This is a genomic window from Paenibacillus sp. cl123 (genome assembly GCF_900101595.1).
Lineage (GTDB): Bacteria > Bacillota > Bacilli > Paenibacillales > NBRC-103111 > Paenibacillus_G.
This window is the reverse complement of record NZ_FMYY01000025.1, coordinates 52,065-77,867: the sequence shown is the minus strand read 5'-3', so window position 1 is coordinate 77,867 and position 25,803 is coordinate 52,065. Positions and strand designations below refer to the sequence as shown.

The window sequence follows — 25,803 nt, the reverse complement described above, 5'->3', positions numbered from 1 at the left end:
AGCTAAATAATTTAAGTTCGTGACAAGCAGCTTTCATCGCCCGTTCCTCATAACGAACGATATCCTGTGCAGAATACAGGGGCCTCCCTTCAGCTCTTATCCCTATCGCCTCGGTCGAGGAAAAGTTTCATGTACCTTTGTTATCGGCTCATAGCCATCAAATATTTAGCATTTCCTCCGAGTCAACGACAAAAAATCCCGAGTCCATAGGACCCGGGATGTACGAAGTCTTATTTAATTGTTTCTGGACTTGGCGTTGATCAAGTTGGCTTTCAAGCCTAGTTTGTTCAAAAACCGCAGCACCGGCTTCTTCGTCTTGCTGATAATGCCGATTGCCTCGGCCCCAAGCACCAGCACACATAGAAGAATGACGACAAGAAGCACTGTTCCCCATAATGTCTCCTGCTGAGACATATACGATAGCAGTACCGCAGAAGAACCGAATACAGCAGCGATGCCATAAATAATCAAGACGGTCGAACGATGGCTGAAGCCCAGCTGCAGCAGGCAATGATGCAGATGACTCTTGTCGGCTACCGAGATCGGCAAGTTGTTAACCCAGCGCCGCATGATGGCGAAGAACGTGTCGGATAAAGGAACGCCCAGAATCATGATCGGCACCAGCAAGGAGACGACCGTCGCTTGCTTGAAACCAAGTACCGATAAGGTTGCCAAGGTAAATCCGAGAAACAACGCTCCCGAGTCGCCCATAAAAATCTTGGCGGGATGAAAATTATAGAATAAGAAGCCGCAGATGCTTCCCAGCAAAAGCGTACATAACAAGACGACAGTCACGTTGCCCATCATCAAGGCAAGAATAAGAATGGTTGTTGTCGCGATACCGGAAACGCCGGCCGATAGCCCATCGAGGCCGTCAATGAGATTGATGGCGTTGGTCACTCCCACGATCCAGAAGATCGTCAGCGGAACGGCGAGCCATTCCAGCGAGATCACCTGATCGCCGAAAGGAACATTGACCAGGTCGATGACAACGCCCGAGTATACAACAACGCTGGCAGCAAGAATCTGTCCGAGCAGCTTCACTTTAGGCGATAGATCGAACTTGTCGTCGAGCGCGCCGATCAGAACGACGATGGCTCCGCCCACCAGCAGCCCGAATACCACATCCGACTTGAGCGAGTCCATAGCAGGCGAGACAACAAAATAAGAAGCTACAAAAGCAATAAAAATCGCCAGTCCTCCGAGCCGCGGCATAATACGGCTATGTACCTTGCGGTGATTCGGCGCATCGACGGCTCCGACCCGGAAGGCAAAACGTTTGACAAGCGGTGTCATCAGTAGTGCGATCGTTAATGCAGCAGCGAATCCGATCACGTATAACCAATTCATATGCGTGTTCACAACCCCTTTTTTCTATGAAACCCCCAAACACTTCAAATTATACGCGCGCCGTTCACTAAATTCCATACGCATTTTCCGTGAATTTGGGCGGTTTTCTGGTGGTTTTCATAGTTTTTCAAGGTTAATTGACATTATCCTTCACGCCCGTCATTATCACTCCCGCTTGCGGCCGCAGAGAAGGATTTTGGAAAAAAGCTAATGCATCCTGCACCTTTTTACCCAACGTCCCCAGTCCGTGAATCTGGAAGATTATCCCTTCGGCGACTGCGAATAAAACCGGGCAATTCGCTCGGCAGGCAGCTGCGCCTCTTGCTGTAAACGGACAATCCTCTCATGCTTCGCGGCTATCCAGGACTCCCGGCTGCGCAGATGCTCCAGCAGTTCGGCGGCCATCGATTCACCATCGGGGCGCTGTGTACTAGCGGCAGGCTTCATGCCCAGGCGATTCAAAAACTGATCAATCTTCGGATCATAGGACAACCCGACCATGGGGACATATTGTCCCGCTGCATAAATCAGCGCGTGCAGCCGCATCCCAAGCAGGGTATGACAGCCCGCCACCTCCGCCAGCATATCCTGAGGATGCGTGACGCCGCCGGCTACAGAGATTCTTCCTCTATACATTTCCCCGAGACGCTCCTGCACATACAGCGATGCCTGTTCATCCGACGGAAGATGGAAAGGAAGAAACCGGATATGCGCGGAGCTCTGCTCCAGCACCCGCCGGAGCGCATCCGCTACGGCCTCCAGCTCGGAACGGTCTTCATTCCAATAACGGACGGATACGCCGACGACAGGAGCATCCTGCCCCTGCCCGCTCTTGCGAACATGCGCTCCTGCCTTCAGCGGCATGCCCATTACCGGGTCAGGCACGACGCTGATCTTCTGCTCCGCTGCTCCCATCCGCATCAGCAAAGCTTTGGACTCCTCATCCCGCACGGTAACAACCTCACAGCGGCTGAAGGCGGAACGGATAAAGCCGTAAAACAGCTTGCGGTGCACGGGTCCGATGCCCTGCGAGTAGATAAACACCGGCTTGCCCAGCCACTGCGCCATCCGTATGACGGCGATATAATAAGGAATCGTTTTGGCGCTTGTCTCATCCTGCAGCAGACTGCCGCCGCCGCTGATCAGTCCGCCCGCTCCTTGCAGAGTCCGCCATACTTCCCGCGGCCTCATCCGGTGCACGGCCTCCACCCCATAGGTCCGGGCCGTCCACTCCGGATTGACGGAGAGAACGACAGGGGTGAAGCTGATCCCCTGCCGCTCGCCCTGTTCCTTCAGGGCCAGCAATATCGATTGAAGCACCGCTTCGTCGCCGCTGTTGTTAAATCCGTAATACCCTGAAATTACGATGCGTTGATTCGCGGTACCCAACGACGCCAACTCCTTATGACAATCTCCCATACGAGGATCAGGCCGAGGCCGATCAAGATGCCGAACGCCAGCCCGTACACCACACGGATGGAGGAAATGACAAGCGGCGTATGCAGATGGGCGAACGTATCTACAATGGAAGCTTGCCCGATGACTCCGAGCAGAATCAAAATCGTGGCATTTCTGTACTTATAGCTTAAGTAGGCTCCGAGAATAAATATCGGATGCGCGAGCATGAACTCCTTGATCCGCGGTCTCACGCCGAGCGTGTTCTCCAGGAAGGAACGGAAGTAGCGTTCTACCCCTGTTGTCGTGCCTTCATTGCCCGTTCTGGATAAATAATAGAAACCGACCGCCGCGACAATAGCGACAGTGATCACCCAAAGCACGCTGATATGCTTGGACAATAATCCTCGTACCCGCACCAAGCGCTCCTTGTGGGTGATCGGTTCCGCGAACAGCAGCCAATACAGGCCGGCGATGACAATCGGGGCAAGGTGCAGCACGCTGACTCCCCGGAACTGCTCCAGTACAAGCGTATACGTAATTTGGTTCAATAGCCCGACAATAAATAATATCCCGATAGCCGATATAAGCGACGAGCGAATGAGGAGCAGCACGGCGAAGCCCACCAGCGAGCCTGTGGACGCCTGCTTCTCCCGCCTCCGCCGCGCAGCCTGCAAAGCGAACATAATGGCCAGCGATGCCGCGCATGTGCCCGCCCCTAGCGCCAATGCCTGCGAGAACAAGCTGGAACTCAGGACGAACAGTCCGGCTGATCCCAGCATCCCGAGCAGGAATGCCGCCAGAGCAAGCTGCGCTGCGAAATAAGACAACGTCAAGGCTATCAAGGCAACGGCTCCTGCCCATAAGAGCAGCTTGGCGGCTGTCTGCCAGCCGGAGTGGACAAGCTGGAAGCTTTGCGCCGTTCCGAACGTATAACCCGCCTTCTCAATCCGCGGCAGAGCGCCTTCCGGTCCGTCCAATGCCGCGTACATGGCTTCAAGCGGGTTCACGATCTTGCCTTTCTCCGCGCTTTTCACCGCCCGTGCATTGAGGAACAGCATCCGGATATTGCGGTCCTTCACCGCCAGCACCAACCGGTCCGCCATCCCCTGAATCCGGCCGTTCAGCTCCTCTTGGGTCAAGCTTTCGGTCAGCTTGGTCGAGTCGGACTCCGTAAAGGAATGCAGCCTGACCACCTGATGGTGGATGCGCTTGGCCAGCCCATTAAAGCCTTTTTGCGGCGTTTTCTGCATCTCGATAGCCGCAAGCCCGATATGATGCTCGCGCAGCATCTCGCCCATCTTATCCAAATACAAGGTATCTTCAGCGCTGACAAATCCCGGGACCGAATCTCCGTCGACGATCACCCACTTGACACCCAATCCCTGGAGATCGCCTAACAGTTTATCCACCCGGTTCGTTTGGAAGGTACGCCGATTGGACAGACGAGCGACAAGCGAGAAGCCTTGGTCCTTAAGCTTCTGCATGGTGATAAAGTCAGGGTCCAGCGTCTGCATCAACGCTTCGTCCATCGCCATCTGAATGATCATCCCCGGCTGATTCTTATAGCTCCAGGGGCGCAACTGAACGTTCAGCTGGGCAAAGCCGGCCTCGACCATTTCCCTCACACGCTGCTCCGATTCCTTATCTGTGAACAAAATATAGGTGAAATTCTCGTTGGGTGAAATCGGAGTTTGCGTCAGCGCCGAAGCATCATGAGAAGAAAAAACCTCAATGCGCCGGCTCAGCTTCAGCTCATTCAGCGTAGCCTCATACACGGCCAGAGAACGGACCCCATGCTGCTGCAGCAGCTTCAGCTGCTGCTCGATAAAGCCGCGGGGGTCAGGCTGCGTATCCGATATTTCGAGCAGATCCCGATAATCGAACACGACATCCACCTTGCGCCCGGATTGCTGCTCCGTCTGATGCCGCTCATACGCGACGGGAAGCGCCGCCAGCATCCCGAGAATGACCAGCCACCACAGCCCTTTAATCGCCAGCTTGTTCCATCTTGCATACCTTTCCTTCACGCTGTCAGCTCCCACTTGTCACTGAAATTGATCTACACGGGACATGACCTGCTGAGTCAGTCCGGCTATCGCTTGCGCAGCCGCTTCACCCGTCTCGCCGCGAACGGCGAAGTAGACTTTGATTTTCGGTTCTGTACCCGATGGGCGCAAGCAGAACCAGGAATCGTCCTCTAATGTATATTTCAATACGTTCTCCATCGGCAGCCCGTACAAACCTTGCGAGAAGTCCTCGACCTTCACAACCTTAAGACCATTCAGCTCTGCAGGCGGCTGAAGACGCCAATCCTGCATAATCGCCTGAATTTTCTCTACGCCATCCTTGCCTTTCAGCGTGCGGGACTCCAGCTTCTCCAAGAAATAGCCGTACTGGGCATACAGCTCCTGAAGCACGTCGTACAGCGTTTTACCTTGGCTCTTATAATAAGCCGCCGCCTCGCAGATGAGCATGGAGGCGATAACCGCGTCCTTATCCCGCGCATAGGTGCCTGCCAGATAGCCGTAGCTTTCCTCATAACCGAACAGGAACCGCGCTTCGCCCGTGCGCTCGTACTGGGTCATCTTCTCGCCGATATACTTGAAGCCGGTCAATGTATTGACGACATCCGCTCCGTAATTACGGGCGATGACCGCGCCCATCTCGCTTGTGACGATCGTCTTGACGACAACGCCGTTCGTCGGCAGCTCACCCCGCTCCTTCAGGCTGCGGAGCAGATAATCGACCATGATGGCTCCCGACTGGTTGCCCGTCAGCACGAAATATTCACCCTGCGGGTCCTTGACCACTGCGCCCATCCGGTCGCAGTCCGGGTCCGTGCCGATAATAATATCCGCATCAACTCGCTTGGCTTCCTGAATCGCAAGCGTAAACGCCTCGCGTTCCTCGGGATTGGGCGACTTGACCGTAGAGAAATTCGCGTCAGGCTGCTCCTGCTCGGCCACGACATGCACATGCTCGAAGCCGATCGTCGCCAGCGCCGCGCGCACCGATAGATTGCCGGCGCCATGCAGCGGTGTGAAAACGATATGGAAGTTGTCTCCCATCCGCGCAACAAGTTCGGAATTCAAGCTGACTGAGGTGACCGCCTGTATGTAAGCCGTATCGACGGCATCTCCGATCCACTCCAGCAGGCGGGCGCTCTCCGCCTCGCTCCGGGTCAACCGGCGCACATCGGCGAAGGACTGCACCCCGCGAATCTCGGCGATGACTTGCTCGGCTTGATCGGGAACCAGCTGCCCCCCGTCTTGGCCGTAAACCTTGTAGCCATTGTACTCGGGCGGGTTATGGCTGGCCGTAATGACTACGCCGGCTGTTGCCTGCAGGTATCGAACGGCGAAGGACAGCTCCGGAGTTGTCCGCAGCGATTCGAACACATAAGCTTTGATGCCGTTCCCGGCAAGCACCTTCGCTGTCTCGAGGGCGAATTCGGGAGATTGGTTGCGCGAATCGTAGGCAATGACGACCGAAGGAGAAGCCACCCCCGATTTCAACAGGAATTGGGCCAAGCCTTGCGTAGCGCGAGCGATCGTATAAGCGTTCATCCGGTTCGTTCCGGCGCCGATTACCCCGCGAAGGCCGCCTGTGCCAAACTCCAGATCCCGGTAGAACCTGTCCTCGATTTCCTTGGCATCCCCAGCGATAGCCTTTAGCTCCTCTTTCGTAGCCTCATCGATCGCCTGGTCGTTCAACCAGAGCTCATATTGCTGCTCCACATGCGTTTGCGTACTCATTCCTCATCCATCTCCTCTACCCGTTTATATATGTACCAGTCACTCCCCTGAAGCTATAACTTCTCTAGCTGCCTATTCCTTGTCGGCCAGCGCGAACATGATTTCGCCTTCGGCGACGACCTTGTCATTCACCTTGGCCGTAGCTTGACCTTTGCCGATGGTCCCCTTGAGCCGGGTGATGACCACTTCGAGAATCAGCGTATCCCCAGGCTTTACCTGTCCCCGGAAGCGAAAGCCGTCGATGCCGGCCAGCAGCCCGATTTTACCTTGATTGCTCTCCACTTTCAATAGTGCCACAGCCCCGACCTGGGCCAAAGCCTCCGTGATCAGCACGCCCGGCATAACCGGATAGCCCGGAAAGTGACCCTGGAAGAAGGGCTCGTTGATCGTCACATTTTTCAATCCGACCGCTCTTACGCCGGGTTCCACCTCCAGAATCCGGTCTACAAGCAGGAACGGATAGCGGTGCGGAATAATCTCCTGAACTTGCTGCGCATCATACATCAATATAAGAACTCCCTTCGTCGAATAAATAGGCGCTGCTTGGCAAAAAATAACGCTTGTCCCTTCATGATCTGCAGTAATGAAGGTTGATATAAGGGAGCTCATGCGTAAGGTTCTCAGCGGCAAGAGCTGGGAAGCTGGGCATGGGCTCTTCTTTAGCCTGATTATGGCTCGGCCTTGCGCTTGTTCAATAATTGGAATTGCAGGATATATAGTCCCGATGCCACAAAGGAAACGATGATCACAAACCAGAGATAAGCAGCGGCAAACGGCAGCTGGAACACGATCAGCAGGATAGCGACATAATAAAGCACCGTTGTCAGCTTGCCAAGCGCATTGGCCGGCACCGTCTTCTTGCCGCGGAAATGGAAGAAGGCCGAACCGACAATCATCCCCGCGTCACGCAGAAAGATAGCTGCAGCCGCCAGCCACGAGATCATGCCTGAAAATACCAGCGACAAAATAACCGTCAGCATCATCAGCTTGTCCGCCAGCGGGTCCAGCATACTTCCGAGAGCTGTCACCTGATTATGCCTGCGCGCCCAATAACCATCCAGCACATCGGTAATTCCTGCCGCGAGCAGCACAAAGAAAGCGCTCTTGATGTAACCTGACGCAAAAACCACCCCATATACGGGAATCAGGAAAAGGCGGCATAACGTTAAGGCATTGGGCAGATTCCACACAGCACTTGTTCCCCCCTACATCCATCCATTATACCTTTATCAGGAAAAAAATAAAACTCCCTGAGCGGGAGTCTTGATAAGCCTGGCTACTTACGTATTGGCAAATATAAGGTCGAATAAATGGCGCCAAGTGGAGAGGTGAAATACCTCGTTCATCGGCTGCTTGCCGATATATACATATCCAATCGAAAGTCCTATGAAAAGCGCTGCCACGCAGGCAATCGGGACCCACGTCCATCGTATGATCCCCTTGATCACTTTGACCCACGTTTTGGCTGCCGGCTTCGCCTTCTTTCGGTTATCGCTCAAACCGTCTACCTCGCTTTGCGTACGGCCATTACACGCGCAAATTATTGGCCAGATTCATCAATTGGTCGGCTGATGCGACAGCTCGCGCGTTAAGCTGGAAAGCCCGCTGCACCATCACAAGCTCCGTCATCTCTTCCGACAGATTAACGTTCGATTGCTCGATAAAGCCTTGCCGCACCGTGATCGGATCTACCGTATTGTTTTCCTCGGTCACGGTCTGCAAAATCTCTTCCCGCTGCTCGGGCGTTATGGCGGCTGACAAGGCATACAGATTCTCCCCGACCTGCTGAAGCAGCTGAGGACGGACGACCCGAACCGTCTTGATCTGGCCCAGCTCGACCGGCGGTGCGGTGCGGTCGGTTTCATCATAGGCGATGACCAGGCCATTAGGCTGTACGGTCAAGCGGTGGTTCGCCGGAACCCGGATCGGGTTATTATCCGTACCCACGATATAATGGCCGTCCTTGGTCGTCAGATAGCCGTCCGGATCTCCGGGATCGACGGATGGAGAGACGTCGAACGCCCCGTTACGCGTCCAGCGAACCGTCTGCACCGGCTCGTTGTTCGCATCCAGCGTGACCGTAGCGATTTCGAACAATCCGTTGCCCTCGATGGCGAAGTCAAGCGGATTCAGCGTGTTCTGCAGCGAGCCCTGCTCCATATTGATCTGGGCTTCCACCAGCTTGCTGCCCCAGCCCTGATTATACCCAAGCGGCGTCAGCCGGCCTTCCTTTTGAAAGCTTTGCGGCTGCTGCTTCACACTCGTAAGCACGTCCTGGAACGACGCTTCCTTCCGCTTGTAGCCGGTCGTATTCACATTCGATATATTGTTCGCAAGCAGGTCGAGTTTTTGCTGCAGGGCATGCATGCTTACCGAAGAGTTGATCATCGAGTTATTCATCTAAGCATTCCTCCTGATTAAAGCCTGGGGAAGGAAATCACAGGCCAAGCCTGCTTACACACGGCCGATCTCATTAACAGCCTTCTCCATGCTCTTGTCGTAATATTGCACCATCTTCTGGTTGGCCTCATACGCGCGCAAGGCGGACATCAGGTCAACCATCGATTGGCCGGCGTCGACATTCGAGCGTTCCATATAACCCTGACGCACCTCAACCTGATCCTGCTCGTCGATCAGACGAAAGCCGCCCTGATCGGGATCGGCGAGCCGATACAGACCGTTGCCTTCGCGCACCAGCGCATTAGGGTCTTCGATGCGGGTAATTCTCATCGCCATCGGCTGATTATCCAAGCCCAGGATAGGTTGTCCATCCACATTCGTAAAGACGCCGGACCGCGTGATCCGGAAGTTGGTTATCGGCGTCCGGGTTCCCGGCTCCACCAGCACGATAGGTTGTCCATCACGGCCAAGCACTTGGCGGCCATCCGAATCGATCAGTTGTCCGGTCGCGTCCAGAGAAAACTTGCCGTTCAGGGAATACCGCTCTTCCCCCCCGTTGCCCGCCACGGTGAAGAAGGCTTGCGGCTGAACGATTCGCTGTCCGTTCTCATCCACATACTTGCCCGAGCTGTCGAACTGAGCGCCCGGCACCTGAATGTTGGATACCAGCGCGAAGTCGAAGGGATTGTTCGTTTCCTGAATATCGCCCTGCGCATGCAGCGAAACGTTCTCCTCCGCCATCACTCCCGTGTGAAGGCGTCCGATCGAAGCGGAGCCCGGCTCATCCTGACCGCCCCGCACGCGCGAAATCAGCATCTCCGGAAATGACCGGCTGATGCCGTTGCCGCCCTTGAAGCCCGGCGTGTTGATGTTCGATATATTGTTCGTTACGATATCATGCTTGCGCTGCTGAGCGATCATTCCGGAAGCGGCGGTATACAAGCCTCTTAGCATGAATGGCGTGCCTCCCTAAAATTTGCGTTTCGAAACTTTATCCAGGTTGTCCAGCATAATGCCCGTTCCTTTGACCACGCAATGCATCGGGTCCTCCGCGATCAGCACCGGGACCTTCAGCTCGTCCGCCAGCAGCTGATCAAGCCCATGCAGCATGGCCCCTCCACCGGTCAGGATGACGCCCCGGTCGATAATATCGGCCGACAATTCGGGCGGCGTTCTCTCCAGCACCGTTTTGGCTGCCGTCACAATCGTAGAGATCGGCTCCCACAGCGCTTCCTTGATCTCGTGGGAGTTGATCGTCAATGTCAGCGGAAGACCGCTTACCATATCGCGTCCGCGAATATCCATCGTCTCGCGTTTCTGGTCCGGATGCACGGTTCCGATCTTGATCTTGATATCCTCGCTCGTCCGCTCGCCGATCAGCAGCTTGTACTTGCTTTTGATATACTTCATGATGGACAGGTCGAACTTGTCCCCCGCATTTTTGACGGAGGAAGACGTGACGATATCGCCCATCGACAATACCGCCACATCTGTCGTACCGCCGCCGATATCCACGACCATATTGCCGCTGGGCTCGAAAATATCCATCCCGGCTCCGATCGCAGCAGCCTTGGGCTCCTCCTCCAGAAACACTTCCCGCGCACCGCTGCGCTCGGCTGCTTCCCGGATCGCTTTCTGCTCGACGGACGTGATGTTCGTCGGAGCGCAGATAAGGATGCGGGGATGGCTGTACCAGTTTTTCCCGCCCACTTTATTAATGAAGTACTTCAGCATCATTTCCGTAATCTCGAAATCGGCAATGACTCCATCCTTGAGCGGACGGATGGCCACGATATTGCCCGGTGTCCGTCCAACCATGCGACGGGCCTCCTCGCCCACCGCCAGCACCCGTTTCGTATCGCTCTCGATGGCGACAACCGACGGCTCATCCAGGACTACGCCCCGACCTTTGACATGAATCAGGACGTTTGCAGTCCCCAGATCTATTCCGATATCCTTGCTTAACATCCTCAATTAATCCTCCCTAACCAACCGTCCAACCTTCCATGAAGAAGCGGAATTGCGACTGTTATACGATATGTAAGTAAATTCGCCATTCTCTTGGAAATTCCTCTTTTTTACGACTGATTTTTCGACAAATCTCGCTTGTGCCCCGTCTGCTTCAGAGTCCGTCCGATCCTCCAACCGCCATTGAAACCGGATATCCGAATCGCCATGTGTAGAAACACCAGGAATCCGGCTTCAAAGCGTATGCTTATTTAAGCCGCTTGCTGCAATTAGGCTTACAGGCAAGCGCTGGAGCCTTTCGGAATGCCATATATTCCTCCGCTCGTTACTGATTTTCGGATATGTTCCAAGGAAGGGCGGCCCAAATATAAGCCGTACTAGCCGCCGAATTGCTACTTCACCGTGACAAGCTTTTCCTGGTTTTTGGGATTACGCGTTTTCCGATACTTGATCTTGGTCGCTTCCCCCCCGCGCAGGTGACGGATGGACTTGTGGTATTCCAGAATATGCTTGACCTGATTGGCAAGCTCCGGATTAATTTCCGGCAGACGCTCCGTGAGATCCTTGTGCACCGTGCTCTTGGAGACTCCGAATTCCTTGGCTATGGTGCGGACCGTGTGCTTGGTTTCCACCAGGCAGCGGCCGATCTTGATGGTTCGTTCCTTGATGTAATCGTGCACTCCCCTCGCCTCCCTACTCGAGTTAGTTTGGTACAGTATATGAGGGGCGCACGCTTATATTCTTTGTTTCCTGACTGTGACAAGCTTGGAATGTACAATTATTTTCAAAGGACAAGCCGGGAACAGCCCGGAAATCCACGAAAATGCCCTAATCCGAAGAAAAAGCAGAGGAGCTCTTGCCCCCCTGCTTGCTGCTTCTCTGCTTACTGATTATGGCTCCGAGATGTATTGCTCGGGATTGAGCGCCGGTCCGCCCTGGCCTTGCCGGAGCTCGAAGTGCAGGTGAACGCCCTGATCCTTCTCCAGCTCGTTGCGGCCGGCTTTGGCCAGCACATCGCCCTTCTTGACTTCGGCGTCCTTGACGACCTTGACGTCGGCCAAGCTCTGATAGATCGATACGAGCCCGCTGCTGTGCGTGATTTCTACCAGATTGCCTACGATAGGGTCCTTCTGCACGGCTGTCACCTTGCCGCTGGCTACAGCCAGTACGTCGAAGGTTTGGTTGTCGGCGTTGGCAAAGTCCATCCCGATATGCGGAGTGAACGTATCGCCATACTCGACCATAGCGGCTTGACGCACTTCGTTAGATGCTTTGTTGTCGAAGAACTGCAAAATCACTTCATGCTCGGCGCGGTTGGCGACTGGCCACTGCATCGTCTCCTGCTTGGCGCTGGTGGCGACGGCATCCGGTCCCGTTACACTGTCCGATACCGTTCCCGTCTTCGTGGAGTCCGTGATCGCGGTTTTGTTCGCATCGAACGTTCCCGCTCCCTGGTACACCCACATTAACGTTAAGATGATTGCCGCTGCTGCCATGTACGTCGCCGGGAAAACCCACTTCTTACCGAGCAATCTCTTCCAGGATGAGGTATTGCCGTTTTGCGCTCCCTCGTTTGATTTAGGAGCTTCTTCTTGGACTTGGAAATCTTTCTTTTGTTCACTCATTTATATCACCTCGCTAACCAGTCTTGCCGGATTTGCGAGATTTATACGCGGCTCCTCCGTACGTCTAGAAACTTTTTCCTTTCCATAGATTAGCCGCTTGCTCGAGCTGCACGCCGGTATAATAGTATTGAATGATTTCCTTTGCCGTCCTTCCTTCCTTCGCCATTCCGTTAGCGCCCCATTGACTCATGCCGACTCCATGACCGTAACCCGTTGTCGTAAAAGTCCACTTCCCGCTCTGGTAGCTCCACTGAAATTGACTGGAGGCAAGACCGAGCTTTTCCCGAAACTCGCGACCGGTGAAGGTTCGCCCACCCGCCGTCAGCCGCTTGATCCGCTGGCCTTCGCTTCGCTCAAGCACGCTTAATCCGCTCTTGCCGCCCGTTGCCGCAGGAACAGCGGACGGAAGCCCCAGCTTCTGCTGCAGCTCCTTGGCCGTGATCGTGACACTGTCCTTGTATTTGGGCGACAGTCTCTCATCCCATGGACTCGGTACGCTGCGCAAGTAGGGAAGCTTCATATTCCAGTAATCTTCCGAATTTTCCGTATAACCGTTGCTTGTCGAGAAATAACTAGCCTCAATCGGCTGTCCTCCGTATGTGATGACGACGCCTCTGGTTGCTTCTACCGCCTGCCTAAGCTTGCTCCGGTTACTTTCATATTTCTCCGGGCCCCAACGACGCTTCAGCTCTTCATCGGTTAAGTAAGCCTGATGCTGGGTAGTGTCTGTCACGACTGCGGCTGTGCCGGCCATGTTCGCCGTCTCGCCATTCAATAGCCGGCGCACAATATACGTTCGAGCTGCCAATGCTTGTGCCTTCAATGCCTCCGGTTCGAATTCAATCGGCATCTCCGCAGCGACGACTCCCAGCACGTAGGACTCCAGCTCGATCGCTTCCGTCGCTTGACTGCCGCTGAGATGGACCTGGACCATCACCGCTTCGTTAGATGGATGGGCCCCGCTCTCTGCGGCTCCGATCTTCTTTCCCTGCTCAGACTCTCCGGTCGGCGAGCTTACCAAAAGCCACGGCACCAGAAGGACGACAGCCAGAAAGCCGAGGAGCCACAGAGAAAGCCAACGAATCCACGCGGTCTGCGTACGGGAAAGCTTGTACTTCATCATGCTTCTCTTCCCACTCCTCTTCCATTCTATCTGACTTTTCCTCTGCAGCTTGCTTCCTACTATCTACCGGCTATCTACCGGCGCTGCATGGGTAACATTAGCTTATGAGGGAAAAAGATAGAATAGAACCCGGCAGAAAGAGGTTCCGGCGCAACCGGATTGCTGCCAGGAAGAGCGGCTCGGCTAGGAGATGGATAGACTCGCAGAGAGCGGACGAGGATTGAGGAGCAGGTGGAGCTTGTAGGAGCGTGGAGCTGGGGGAGCGTAGATGGGGAGCATGGGGCTTGGGGGCTTGGAGGCTTGGAGAGCTGTAGGAGCTTGCAGAGCCTGAGAAGCCATGCAGCTCTTCAACCGGACCGAAGCGCCCTCGCAACGTTAAACAGCCGCCCCAATGAAGGGAGCGGCTGCCAGCGTGAAGGCTTCCAGATGAGCTTGCTTTATTTCGTTATTAAGCCAGCGTAGGCTGTACGGCGAACAATGGCATAGTTTCCGGTTCCAGCTCTACCTCCGGCTCTACGGACAAGCGGCGAATATCCGCTCCGAGCCGAGCCAGCTTTTCTGTGATTTCGACATACCCGCGGTCGATATGATGGATGCCCGTAATCTCGGTATCCCCTTCCGCCACGAGCGCCGCCAGTATCAAAGCCGCCCCGGCGCGCAGATCGGTTGCACATACCTTGGCGCCCTGCAACCTGCTGCCGCCGCTGATAACGGCAGTGCGTCCCTCGACTTTAATCTGGGCGTTCATATTGACCATCTGCTCCACGTGCATGAACCGATTCTCGAACACCGTCTCGGTTATGATGCTGGTGCCGTCAGCCGTGAGCAGAAGCGCCATCATCTGAGATTGCATATCGGTAGGAAAACCGGGATAAGGCAAAGTTTTCACATCGACCGAACGCAGCGGACGGCTCGCAAATACGCGGATTCCGTTTTCATCCTCGTCGATCTGTACGCCCATCTCCTGCATCTTGGAGATAACAGGCCGCAGATGATCGCCGATGGCTCCTTCGATATACAGGTCGCTGTTCGTGATTGCCGCTGCCATCATGTATGTACCTGCTTCGATCCGGTCTGGAATGACCGTATGTACCGCTCCGCCCAGCCGTTCGACTCCGTCGATGCGGATCGTCCCCGTGCCGGCGCCGCGGATTCGTGCGCCCATAGCATTCAAATAATTGGCCAGATCGACGATCTCCGGCTCCTTGGCCGCATTCTCGATCAATGTCGTGCCTTCCGCCAGTGTCGCAGCCATCATAATATTTTCCGTAGCTCCGACACTCGCCACATCCAGATAAATCTTGGCGCCCTTCAAGCGCCCTTGAACCCGAGCTTCGATATAGCCCTGTCCGAGTTCGATTTCGGCCCCCATGGCCTCAAAGCCTTTCAGATGCTGGTCGATCGGTCTCGTACCGATGGCGCAGCCGCCCGGCAACGATATGCGAGCCTGGCCCATTCGGGCAAGCAGCGGCCCCATCACAAGGAAGGAAGCACGCATCTTGCGGACCAGCTCATAGGAAGCCTCGCAAGTTGCGATACGCGTCGCATTGACCCGGATCGATTCATGCTTATATTCCACTTCGACGCCCAAGCTTTCAAGCACCTTATTAATGACCATGACGTCATCCAGAGGCGGCGCGTCATGAATGACGCTCTCCCCCTCCATTCCTAGAAGAGAGGCTGCGATAATGGGCAGCACGGCATTTTTCGCTCCGTGAATACGAACCCTGCCGGATAACTTTTTGCCGCCGCGGACGATAATTTTGCTCATCTGGATCCCCCTCCGCGTATCAGTATACGTGTATTTACATAGCATTCGTGGAGCGCGCTTATTTTCATACGGTTGTACTATCCATTGTTGACAAGATCCCCCTCAGTTATTCGGACAAGCGCTCATTTTAGAAGATTCCGGAGAACCATGTCGACCAGGCTAGGTAGTCGATGACAAACCGGGCGATCTGGTAACCAAGCGCAACCGAGATGAGGATTTGCAGCAGCTTAGCCTGCGGGCTCTTGGGGCGCTTGAACAAGCTTTCCCACTTCAGCTCCTGCACCGCCCACCAGGAGAATCCTATGAACACAAGGACCAGTACAATGTTCAGAACGCCTTTCATGCCAAGCGAAGCATTCACTTGATCCATATACTCCATAAACGAAAACCCGCTTCCCTTCTGTACTCCAATCGTGCGCGCCGACTGGGTATGCAGCCAACCGGGAACCGCTGTCTTGTTATGCATCTTTACCCTGCGGTCCCTACGGTTAATCGGTCTTAGGAACTAAAATTTCCGCAAGCCGCCCTTTGTTTACGAAAGAGCCTCCGCCAGCAGTCTGACAAACTCGGCTCTTGTAGCCTGTTGATCCGGACGAAATGAGCCGTCTTCATAGCCGCCGATCAAGCCTTCCGCCTTCATCTGCTTGAGCAGTCCGGCTCCCCAGTAGCTTTCATCTATATCGGTAAAAGGAAGCTGTCCCCTTAGCTTGCCGGTCTTATTCATGCTTCTCGCCAACATCGCCGTCATCTCCATCCGGGTAACCGGCTGGTCCGGAGCGAAGCTCCGGTCAGGATAACCATCGATAATACCGGCTTGAGCCGCTTTGGCAATATAAGCATAGGCCCAGTGCGAAGCAGGCAGATCGGTGAACGCCAAGCTGCGCTGCTTATCCAGCTCGAAGGCGCGGGAGAGAACGGCCGCGGCCTCCGCCCGGGTAATCGGACGGTCGGGCTGGAACGTATAGTTGTCGTATCCCTCGATAATCTTTTTCCCCGTTAACGCCAGGATCGACTGTACCGCCCAGTGATGCCGGATATCCGTGTATCCTCCCGTCAGAGGCTTTGCGTCAACAAACACCTGATACATGCGATTGTCGAAAGTCCGGTTGGCCGACAGCTTCATGTAATAGGTGCCCGGGGCGAACCTGCCGGACAACGTCTGGCTGGTCTCCGAAGCTTCGTTCATAGAGCTCCCCATCGGCCTTAGCATGCCGTCATAGAGCGACATGTAGAGACGGACCGGGGATGGAATATCCGATACGCCGATCTGTACGTAGCTTTCCTCTTCCGTTTTGAATTGGAACCAATCCACATCTCCTACTCGGTCAAGCAAGCCGTTGTAGGGAGTATTCAGCGACATAAAGGTCGCCTGATACGATCGGTCATTCGGTTCATTGGGGTCGATCAGCTTCGCATCGTAATCTATACGAAGCGTGTACTCCCCGACTATCGGATTTTCATATTCCTTGACATTGGCGACCCGGAAATAGTAGCTTCCCGGAAATACTTCCGGCAGCTCATAGGTTTCCGCTTCCCCGTCTTCGCCTTTATCAATCACAATCGACTTCTCCCCTTGCCGCTGCACCAGAAGCACGGGGTCCATCCTTGCCGTGTCGACCGTCAAAGTGAGCTTGAGCGAGCCGGATTGTTCCACGGGGAACTCAAACCAATCGGCATCATGATACTGATGGAAGGTGCCTTTGATCGTCTGGCTCCGCCCCGGCAGCACATACGCTTTGTACTGCTTATCGTTATCCTCGAAGGGATCGCGGTATATATCGAACAGCACGGAGAGCTGGTAAGGCACGGTTGCCGTATGATTGCGGTCTTTGAGCTGCAGCTGGACATAGCTGCGGCCTTTCGTGACCTTAAAGGGAACGGTCTGGCCATTCTCCACCGTTTTGCTGGATAACGCGCCTGACGCATCCGTATGCTGGACGGTCACCGATTGCCCTGCTTCGATATCGAACGATAGATTGATCGTTCCGTCGTAAGGCGCATCCAGCATAAACCAATCCGCATCGGTCCCGCCCTCAAAGGCGGCGCTTATTTTTTTGCTCGGAGAGATGAGCTTAGCCTGATCTTTCCGCTGATTCGGCTCATACCCGTCCTCTATATACGGCTCCTTCAGCAATCTGTCGACGCGCAGCATGCCATATCCTGTGGACGGGTCCCAGCCCTTCGGGCCCAGATCGTCGGCCGTCTGCCGAATCCACTGACGGATCTGATAAGCCTTCAGATCCGGACGCTGCCCCCAGGCAAGCGCCGCCGCCGCCGCTACCTGCGGAGCCGCCATGGAGGTGCCGTCCTTGCCCTCGTAAGAGCCGCCCATCGCTGTCGTAAATACGTTCCACGGAGCGACCACGTCGATCTCCAGGCCCGTGTTGGATCTGCTATCCGCCTTGCCGTTCTCTCCGGCCCCGCCGACCGCAAGCACGGTCGGATAAGCAGCCGGATACTTGACCCGATTGCCTTCGTTGCCTGTTGCCGCTACGAGCAGAACATCCCGTTCCTCCGCATACCTGACGATGTCGCTGAGGTATGCGGAATATTTATTCAGCCCGAGCGACAGCACGACAATACGCGCCCCATGGTCGACCGCATAGCGAATCGCTTCGCCCAGCATCTGTTCGTCACCGGAGCCGTCCGCCTTCAGCGCTTTGATCGGCATCATTTTCGCATTCCACAGCATGCCCGCGACGCCTCGGTCATTATTGCCTACAGCCCCGATGATACCCGCTACATTCGTGCCATGGCCATTGTCATCTTCCGGGGGAAGCGACGGATTCAGCAGATTCGCGCCGTTTACGAGATTCCGCTTCAGGTCAGGATGAGACAGCTGAACGCCCGTATCGACGATTGCGATAATCATGCCGGTATTGCCTTGAGAAATATCCCAGGCCTCGCTCATATGAATATGTTGTAGGTTTATTTGCTTAGTGTAGAACGGATCATCCGCATCAGCGGCGTACACCGTCCCGCAGCCTATCAGGAGAAGCGCCAGACCTGTGAACGATGTGATTATGTTTTGTTTGAGCGTACGTGTATGCATCGCCATCAAAATCCTTTATCCTGAATTCTCCTGCCTAACTCCATTACTCCATTCTAAGCTTTATACCATGTGGCTGCAACTGGAATCTTTTCTCGAAAACGCTTACTAATTCAATAAATTTCTAACGCGTTAGGTCATTGAGAAAAAACGCAATTTGTCATTTCTTTTTTCTACATAAGGTTTAGTTTATGATTAGAAATAAAGCCAACTGCTCTCCGTTTAAGGCTTCACGAAGCGCTGAATTCGGACCCATTTTTTTTATAGAGAGGAGTCGATCTTGAAGCAGCAGCCTTCCGTATATCGGAATATAGCGCCCCCATACTCTTGAAGAAAGTTGACCTATAGTCAAATCAAAGAGGAGGAATCTGCTTGGGAGCGATGATTAAGCGTTTATCTCTCATTTTAATCACCTTATTGCTTTTTTGGGTTGCGGCGGCTCCCGGGTTTCCATATAAGCAACCGGAAAAGATGGAGGGAGAGTATCGACAATGTGGACGGGAGAATTGGGATGAATACAGTGAGGCAGGGAGGAGATGTCTGCTCCGCGCCTATAAACATCACGAGAAAGCCGAGTTTACTTCGTTGAAACAAGGCATTGAAACAGAACCGATGCCAGTTACGCTCCGAACTACCGGTACGCAGGACATACTATATATCCTTGACCGAAGCGTAGATAAGCTGGGCGCCATTGAAGATCAGCGGTTGTTTATATATACATGCAAACGGATGGACACCACCCATCGCATGTCCGTCCGGCCCCTGGTTAAAACGTTTTTTACTCTCCAGCATTGTACCGGAGAAAATGAGCCCGGTCCCGCCGATGTAAATGGAGGAATATAATGATAAATTCTAAAAAACCCGCTGCCAGCCTCCAGAGGCCGAGCAGCGGGCTATTGGCATGCCTAACTGAACATAAATAAATCCTGACTAATCGAGAAGATCCGCTCCAGGTAGGCGAGCACGCCCTGCGGGTAAAGACCGAGCAGGACGCCGATCCCCGCGCACAGCCACACGGTGATGCTGAGCGGCAGCGTCGGGCGAAGCGGGCCCGCTTCGTCGTCGCTGCGCATGAACATCTGGCGGATCAGTCCGAAGTAGTAGTAGAAGGACACGACGCTCGTTACGATCATGATCGCGCCCAGCCAGTAGTGTTGGGTTTGCATCGTGCCGAGCAGAATGTACAGCTTGCCGAAGAAGCCGCCGGATAACGGCAAGCCGGCCAAGGACAAGACGAGCAGCACCGTCGCTATCGCAAGACCGGGGGCCCTGTAATACAGGCCGGCAAAGGACTTCAGCTCCTCGCTGCCCCCCGACCGCTCGACGATCATCAGCATCGCGAACATGCCCACATTCATAAACAGATAGGCGATCAGATAGAAAGTAAACTCGGCAAAGTTCGAGAAGTGAACGATCGTAAACTGTACGGCAATCGGAATAAGCAGATAACCGGTATTGGCAATCCCCGAGTAAGCCAGCAGCCGCTTAAGGTTCGTCTGGCGCAGCGCTGTGAAGTTGCCCACGATCATGGCCGCAGCCGCTACAACCATCAGCGCCAGCAGGAAATCATTGTGAATCGGCATCCCCATCATGCCCGGCGAAGCGAATACCGTGTACATGACACGGAACAGGATAGCGAAAGCGGCCGCCTTCGATACGACGGCGAGAAAAGCCGTTACCGGCGTAGGCGCACCCTGATACACGTCCGGCGCCCACGTATGGAAGGGAGAAGCCGCTACCTTGAATCCGAAGCCGGCCAGAATCAGGAAGAAGCTGAGGTACATCATCGGCTGCAGCCCTTCCCCGCCCTGCTCCAGCATCGCCGACAGCTGCGGGATGATGGTTGTGCCGGTCATTCCGTACAGGAAGGACATCCCGTACAGGATCAAGCCTGATGATACACCGCCGAGCACGAGATATTTGAATGCCCCTTCATTCGACTGCAGATGCTTCTTGCGCATCGCCACCAGGATGTAGGAGGTAATGCTCAGCAGCTCCAGACCGACGAACAGCGTAATCAGATCGCCGGATGACGCCATAATCATGCCGCCCAGCGTAGCCGGGAGCAGTAGATAATAATATTCGCCGACGTGCGGAATTTCGCGTTCATTTATCGATCCAATGCTCATGAATGTGATAAGTCCCGCACCTGCCAAAAGAATCAGCTTCAGCACGCTGGCAAAATCGTCAATCCGGTAGCTGAAGGCCAGCAACTGCCTTGGCTCCACCGGATTCAACTGATACATCACGATAAACACAGCCGACAAAGCGATACTGATCAGAGACAACCAGCCGAGCCACGTACGGTTGCTCTGGCGGGGCAGCAGCAGATCCAGCAGCGACAGAATGACGGCAGCAGCAACCAGTGTGAGCTCCGGTGCCAGCAGTCCAAGATCGTGGAATTGCAGACGTATTGGTTCCATTGGTGCCACCGGCTTAACCTCCCATCTTCGTTACGCTGCGAATAAATTGGTCGAACCCGCTGACGGTCTGATGCATCGGCTCATTCAGGATGCTCGGATACACGCCCAGCACGATAATGAAGGCTGCCAGCGTAATCATAGGCACAGCCTCGATCAGCCGCGCGTCGCGCATCGGAGGCAGCTCTGGCCGCGATGGGCCGTAGGTGATGCCGAGTACCCCGCGCAGCACGTAGACGGCTGCGAGGATAATCCCGAGCGCCCCGACGGCGGTCACAATCTTATGCGATTCAAACAAGCCTACGAATGCCAGAAACTCGCTCACGAAGCCGGACAAGCCCGGCAAGCCCAGCGACGCCATGCCCGCCAGGAGCAGGATGCCGGATATGAAAGGTATCGATTTGGCCAAGCCCCCCAGCTCATCGAGCCGGGTCGTATGCGTCCGCTCATAGATGCTGCCTACGATCAGGAACAGCAGCGCGGAGATCAGACCGTGCGACACAAGCTGGAACACGGCTCCTTGAATCCCGATCGTGTTGAAAGCGGCAATCCCCAGAAGCACGATGCCCATGTGGCTAATACTGGAGTAAGCCAGAACCAGCTTAAATTCCTTTTGGACAAATGCCAGAATAGCTCCGTACAAAATATTGATCACTCCGAGCACGGCCAGCACCGTAGCCCACGCAGTCGCCTGCTGGGGAAACAGCAGAATGCCGAAGCGGATCAGACCGTAGGCGCCCATTTTCAGCAAAATGCCCGAGTGAATCATAACCACGGAAGGCGGCGCCTCCGTATGAACCTTCAGCATCCACGTATGGAACGGGAACAGCGGCAGCTTGATTCCGAATGCTACGAGCAGCATGAGGAAGAGCACCCATTTCATCGTCGCGCTCAAGAAAAATACATTGCCGTCCAGATCGCTTTGGTTCACATAGGAATCCATGCTCTGAAACAGGTTTTCCGTAATGATGTTCAAATCTCCGGTATAGTGGATCGTTACCTCGTTGCCGGTCACGGTCTGCGTGAAGCCTGCCGTGCTGACCAGGATGAGGAACGCGATCAGCATGATAGCCGACCCCAAACCGTTGTAGATCAGGAACTTATTAGCCGCACGCTCGCGGTCCATATAGCCCCAGATTCCGATGAGGAAAAACATCGGCACGAGCGTCACTTCGAAGAAGACGAAGAACAAGAACAGATCCTGGGCCATAAACACGCCGAACATGCCGACCTCAAGCAGCAGAAACCAGATAAAGTACGCCTTCCACCGCTTCTTGATATAGACAGAAGCGAGCGCTGCCATCGTAGCTACGAGCGCTGTCAGGAAGACCAGCGGCAGCGACAGGCCGTCTACCGCCAGCGAATACTTGAACTCCATGAAAAATGCGGTCATCTGGTCCAGGCCCTGCGTTTCCCGGTCGAGCGGGATGGTGATCCAGGGGATCGACTCCTTGAACTGCATCCCCGCTACGTTCGAGTTGAACTGGGCATACAGCCACACGGACAAGCCCAGCGGAATCAGGGTGGCGACGATCGCTGTCGTCTTGATCCATTGTCCCTGGGACTTGGGCAAAAACATCAATACCAATACGCCAAGCAGAGGCGAGAAGGTGATGAGCGATAGAATCGGAAACTTATCCAAGGTTGATAAACCTCCTTCCCGCGATAGCCAGCATCAGAATGAGCAGACCGATCAGCGTAGCCAGTCCGTACGTCTGCACCTGTCCATTCTGCAAGCGGGAACCAAGGCGTCCGACTCCGGTGACGGCATAGGACGTCAGCCGCACCGCGCCGTCCACCACATAGACGTCGAACAGATGAAGCAGCTGTCCGAGCGACTGCAGCGAGCGTACCCATACGACCTGATACAGCTCATCGATAAAGTATTTGCGATTCAGCAGCTTGTAGAGCCAAGGCGCCGCAGCTACGAACCCTTCCGCCGAAATCGTCCGCTTCACGTAGACCAGATAACCGGCCCCGATTCCGAGCAAGCCTACGAGCGTGGAGAGCACCATGACGAGGACAGACGCATGCTCAGCTTCTGCATGCCCGGTCAGCCATGTACCGAGCCACGGGGCAAACGGTGTAAAGACGAAGCCCGCCACGACGGCCAACACTGCCAGGACGACAAGCGGCATCGTCATAGAGCTTGGCGATTCATGCATATGTCCCGCATGCTCGCCGCGCGGCTTGCCGAAGAACACCAGGAAGTAAAGCCGCGACATATAGAAAGCCGTGAAGAAGGCTGCGATCAATCCAACGATCATCAGACCGTAATGCCCGGTATTATATGCCTCCGTCAAAATCGCATCCTTGGACCAGAAGCCCGACAGCGGCACGATGCCGCTGAGCGCCAGCGCGCCGATGGCAAACGTCCAGGCCGTGATCTTCATCTTGCTGCCTACGCCGCCCATCTCATGAATGTTCTGCGTATGCACCGCATGAATCACACTGCCGGCCCCCAGGAAGAGCAGAGCTTTGAAGAAAGCATGCGTGAACAGATGGAAAATGCCCGCGGTATACGCAGCTGTCGTCCCGATCCCGAGCGCCATCATCATGTAGCCCAGCTGGCTGACCGTGGAATAGGCCAGGATGCGCTTAATGTCGTTCTGAGCCGTACCGATCGTCGCCGCGAACAGAGCCGTGAACGCTCCGACTACCGCTACAACCGTCAGTGCCGCCGGGGCGGCCGTAAAGATATCGAAGGTGCGCGCCACCAGATACACACCGGCCGCAACCATCGTCGCCGCATGGATGAGCGCACTGATCGGCGTCGGTCCTTCCATCGCATCCGGAAGCCATGTATGCAGCGGGAACTGGCCCGACTTGCCCATCGCTCCGATGAAGATCAGGATAGCGATCCATGTCGCCATTTCCCCGGAAATTTTACCGCCTTCAAAGGCATTGCTGATCGACGTGAAATCAAGCGCATGATCCGGCATGACCCAGAACAACAGCAGGATGCCGATGAACAGCCCTACATCGCCGACACGGGTGACGATAAAGGCTTTTTTGGCTGCCTCACGCGCCTCGGGCTTGAAGTACCAGAAGCCGACAAGCAGGAAGGAGCATACGCCGACCAGCTCCCAGAATATGTACAGTTGCACCAGGTTCACCGATATGACGAGCCCGAGCATCGAGAAGGTAAACAAAGCGATGTAAGCAAAAAACACGTGAATTCGCTCATCCCCATGCATATATCCCTTGGAGTAGATGTTGACCAGCAAGCTGACGAGCGTCACGATCACCAGCATCAACGCATTGAGATTCGTGACTTCAAAGCCCATTTTCAGGGTAAAATCCCCGAGCTTGAGCCACTCCATATTGTTCCACGTGTAATCTTCTACGCCTCCGCCAATCCGTTCAAAGAAAATCAGAACCGCCAGCACGAACGAAACAAACACGGCCGCAATGCTGATATAAGTGCCCGCTTCCCGTAACGAGCGTCCCGCCGCCGTTAATAGCAAAAATGACAACAGCGGGAACAACGGGATGAGCCAGGCGTATTGTGAGAAAGCCGAACCCATGAGCTTACATCCTCCTCTACGCGGCTGCCGGCTGCCAGCACCGTCAATCAGTCCGGTCTATCCGGAATCTGTCTGATGGCCTTCGGCCGCAGCCTTTCGCTATCGCTTCATCGAATCCATGTCTCCGACATCCGTTGTTCCCTTATTCCGATAGAAGGCGATCAGAATAGCGATGCCTACCGCGACTTCAGCCGCAGCAACCGTAATATTGAACAGGGAGAAAATTTGTCCCGTCAATCCGGGATGTGCGCCGAACCTGGAGAATGCGACCAGATTCAAGTTCACGGCATTCAGCATCAGCTCGATGGATAGCAGCACGATAACCGCATTTTTCTTGGATAAGGCGCCATACAGACCGATGCAGAATAAAATCGCCGCAAGCGTCAAATAGGGGGTTGCGAGGCCTCCTGCTCCCATCCTAATCCTCCTCCCGCTTCGCTACGATAATCGCACCGATGAAGGCGACCGTAAGCAGCACCGACATCAGCTCGAATGGAATGACATATTGGCCGAACAGCAGCTTGCCGATCTCGAGCGTATTGTCCTCGACCTGCGGAAATTCTCCAGTCGGCAGCTCCGTCTTCTGAATGACATAGAAGATGATGCCGAACAGCCCGGCGGCTCCGACAAACAGCAGGCCGTTATGCCAGGGACGCTTCGGCTCTTCTTCCTCGCCACCGCGGTGCTTGGTCATCATGATGCCGAAAATCATCAGAATGGAGATGGCTCCCGCATAAATCAGGATCTGCACGACGGCGACGAACTCAGCCTGCAGCACGATATACAAGCCGGCCAGACTGATGAAGGTTAGCGCCAGCGCAAGCACCATATGGACGACCTGCGTATAGCTGATCATGAAGATGGCCCCGCCTATGGCGAGCAGGGCGCAGGCGAAGAACACAAGATTTTCCCCGCTGGACAGGAAAGTCGCAATATTTGCGAGCATTACTTGGCACCGCCTTTCGGCATAGCCGAGTTGTTCTCTTTGCGAACATTGCTGTTGTTGTCGTTCAGCCACTCCAGATTTTTGAACAGATCGTCGCGGCTGTAAGTGCTCAGCTCGAAATTGCTGGTCATGACGATCGCTTCCGTCGGGCATACCTCCGTACACAGGTCACAGAGAATGCAGATTTCGAAGTTGATGTCATACGTATCGATGACCTTCCCCTTCTTCTCCGGGTCCGGATTCGGCTTCCCGACCAGATTGATGCATTCGGTCGGACAGATGCGCGCGCATTGGTTGCAGACGATGCATTTCTCCGGATCGAAGTGCTGAATGCCCCGGAACCGGTCCGGCAGCGCAAGCGGCACATCGGGATATGCATACGTGATCTTCTTGGCCGTCAAGCTTTTGAGCGTTACGCCAAGACCTTTCACGATACCTTTCATTGGTTTCACCCTTTCGTCGTAGGCATGC

At 54.8% G+C, this 25,803-nt stretch carries 23 protein-coding genes; 1 reads left to right on the top strand and 22 read right to left on the bottom strand.

Annotated features, from left to right (window positions below; genetic code table 11):
* Positions 1–234: 234 nt before the first annotated feature.
* The 16 genes from BLR08_RS26210 to BLR08_RS26135 form a co-directional block, all read right to left on the bottom strand.
* Positions 235–1,350 (bottom strand): glycosyltransferase family 4 protein, encoded by a 1,116-nt coding sequence (locus tag BLR08_RS26210; protein WP_072337179.1) that lies wholly within the window; start codon positions 1,348–1,350, stop codon positions 235–237.
* 261 nt (positions 1,351–1,611) lie between these two features.
* Positions 1,612–2,739: a polysaccharide pyruvyl transferase CsaB gene (csaB, locus tag BLR08_RS26205; protein WP_072337177.1), complete on the bottom strand. Its 1,128-nt coding sequence runs from the start codon at positions 2,737–2,739 to the stop codon at positions 1,612–1,614.
* The gene (locus BLR08_RS26200) at positions 2,712–4,775 is read right to left on the bottom strand and encodes a DUF5693 family protein (RefSeq protein ID WP_072337175.1); all 2,064 of its coding nucleotides are present in this window, start codon (positions 4,773–4,775) and stop codon (positions 2,712–2,714) included. Before BLR08_RS26200 ends, csaB begins: the two co-directional genes overlap by 28 nt.
* An 18-nt stretch (positions 4,776–4,793) precedes the next feature.
* On the bottom strand, positions 4,794–6,503 hold the full coding sequence (locus tag BLR08_RS26195; protein ID WP_072337172.1) for a phospho-sugar mutase: 1,710 nt from the start codon (positions 6,501–6,503) through the stop codon (positions 4,794–4,796).
* A 72-nt stretch (positions 6,504–6,575) separates the two neighbouring features.
* Positions 6,576–7,007, bottom strand: a complete 432-nt coding sequence (gene fabZ / locus BLR08_RS26190) for a 3-hydroxyacyl-ACP dehydratase FabZ (RefSeq protein ID WP_072337170.1) — start codon at positions 7,005–7,007, stop codon at positions 6,576–6,578.
* 164 nt (positions 7,008–7,171) lie between these two features.
* On the bottom strand, positions 7,172–7,693 hold the full coding sequence (locus tag BLR08_RS26185) for a CDP-alcohol phosphatidyltransferase family protein (protein ID WP_072337168.1): 522 nt from the start codon (positions 7,691–7,693) through the stop codon (positions 7,172–7,174).
* 90 nt (positions 7,694–7,783) lie between these two features.
* Positions 7,784–8,002: a DNA-directed RNA polymerase subunit beta gene (locus BLR08_RS26180; RefSeq protein ID WP_256257782.1), complete on the bottom strand. Its 219-nt coding sequence runs from the start codon at positions 8,000–8,002 to the stop codon at positions 7,784–7,786.
* Between the two features lie 28 nt (positions 8,003–8,030).
* Positions 8,031–8,903, bottom strand: coding sequence for a flagellar hook-basal body protein (locus BLR08_RS26175; protein ID WP_072337164.1), 873 nt, complete (start codon positions 8,901–8,903; stop codon positions 8,031–8,033).
* A gap of 54 nt (positions 8,904–8,957) precedes the next feature.
* Positions 8,958–9,857 (bottom strand): flagellar hook-basal body protein, encoded by a 900-nt coding sequence (locus BLR08_RS26170; RefSeq protein WP_072337162.1) that lies wholly within the window; start codon positions 9,855–9,857, stop codon positions 8,958–8,960.
* 15 nt (positions 9,858–9,872) lie between these two features.
* Positions 9,873–10,871: a rod shape-determining protein gene (locus tag BLR08_RS26165; RefSeq protein ID WP_072337160.1), complete on the bottom strand. Its 999-nt coding sequence runs from the start codon at positions 10,869–10,871 to the stop codon at positions 9,873–9,875.
* A gap of 392 nt (positions 10,872–11,263) precedes the next feature.
* Entirely contained in the window at positions 11,264–11,551 is a 288-nt protein-coding gene (gene spoIIID, locus BLR08_RS26160) for a sporulation transcriptional regulator SpoIIID (RefSeq protein WP_072337158.1), read from the bottom strand.
* Between the two features lie 210 nt (positions 11,552–11,761).
* Complete coding sequence (locus BLR08_RS26155) at positions 11,762–12,496, bottom strand: M23 family metallopeptidase (protein ID WP_072337155.1); 735 nt, start codon at positions 12,494–12,496, stop codon at positions 11,762–11,764.
* Positions 12,497–12,560: 64 nt separating this feature from the next.
* Entirely contained in the window at positions 12,561–13,619 is a 1,059-nt protein-coding gene (gene spoIID, locus BLR08_RS26150) for a stage II sporulation protein D (RefSeq protein WP_072337152.1), read from the bottom strand.
* Between the two features lie 448 nt (positions 13,620–14,067).
* Positions 14,068–15,390, bottom strand: coding sequence for a UDP-N-acetylglucosamine 1-carboxyvinyltransferase (gene murA / locus BLR08_RS26145; RefSeq protein ID WP_072337150.1), 1,323 nt, complete (start codon positions 15,388–15,390; stop codon positions 14,068–14,070).
* A gap of 127 nt (positions 15,391–15,517) precedes the next feature.
* Complete coding sequence (locus tag BLR08_RS26140) at positions 15,518–15,856, bottom strand: DUF1146 family protein (protein ID WP_256257781.1); 339 nt, start codon at positions 15,854–15,856, stop codon at positions 15,518–15,520.
* A 66-nt stretch (positions 15,857–15,922) separates the two neighbouring features.
* Entirely contained in the window at positions 15,923–18,448 is a 2,526-nt protein-coding gene (locus BLR08_RS26135; protein ID WP_256328368.1) for a S8 family peptidase, read from the bottom strand.
* A 363-nt stretch (positions 18,449–18,811) separates the two neighbouring features.
* Here BLR08_RS26135 and BLR08_RS26130 point away from each other — a divergent pair, with 363 nt between their 5' ends.
* The gene (locus BLR08_RS26130; protein ID WP_072337147.1) at positions 18,812–19,282 is read left to right on the top strand and encodes a hypothetical protein; all 471 of its coding nucleotides are present in this window, start codon (positions 18,812–18,814) and stop codon (positions 19,280–19,282) included.
* Positions 19,283–19,344: 62 nt separating this feature from the next.
* On the opposite strand, the gene BLR08_RS26125 is transcribed toward BLR08_RS26130, so the two are convergent.
* The 6 genes from BLR08_RS26125 to nuoI form a co-directional block, all read right to left on the bottom strand.
* Positions 19,345–20,862: an NADH-quinone oxidoreductase subunit N gene (locus BLR08_RS26125; protein WP_072337145.1), complete on the bottom strand. Its 1,518-nt coding sequence runs from the start codon at positions 20,860–20,862 to the stop codon at positions 19,345–19,347.
* 13 nt (positions 20,863–20,875) lie between these two features.
* Positions 20,876–22,501: a complex I subunit 4 family protein gene (locus BLR08_RS26120; RefSeq protein WP_072337143.1), complete on the bottom strand. Its 1,626-nt coding sequence runs from the start codon at positions 22,499–22,501 to the stop codon at positions 20,876–20,878.
* Complete coding sequence (gene nuoL / locus BLR08_RS26115) at positions 22,494–24,386, bottom strand: NADH-quinone oxidoreductase subunit L (protein ID WP_072337141.1); 1,893 nt, start codon at positions 24,384–24,386, stop codon at positions 22,494–22,496. The genes BLR08_RS26120 and nuoL overlap by 8 nt, the downstream gene beginning before the upstream one ends.
* 99 nt (positions 24,387–24,485) lie before the next feature.
* Positions 24,486–24,803: an NADH-quinone oxidoreductase subunit NuoK gene (nuoK, locus tag BLR08_RS26110; RefSeq protein WP_072337139.1), complete on the bottom strand. Its 318-nt coding sequence runs from the start codon at positions 24,801–24,803 to the stop codon at positions 24,486–24,488.
* A gap of 1 nt (position 24,804) precedes the next feature.
* The gene (locus tag BLR08_RS26105; RefSeq protein WP_072337137.1) at positions 24,805–25,332 is read right to left on the bottom strand and encodes an NADH-quinone oxidoreductase subunit J; all 528 of its coding nucleotides are present in this window, start codon (positions 25,330–25,332) and stop codon (positions 24,805–24,807) included.
* Positions 25,332–25,775 (bottom strand): NADH-quinone oxidoreductase subunit NuoI, encoded by a 444-nt coding sequence (gene nuoI, locus BLR08_RS26100; RefSeq protein ID WP_072337135.1) that lies wholly within the window; start codon positions 25,773–25,775, stop codon positions 25,332–25,334. The genes BLR08_RS26105 and nuoI overlap by 1 nt, the downstream gene beginning before the upstream one ends.
* Positions 25,776–25,803: the final 28 nt, after the last annotated feature.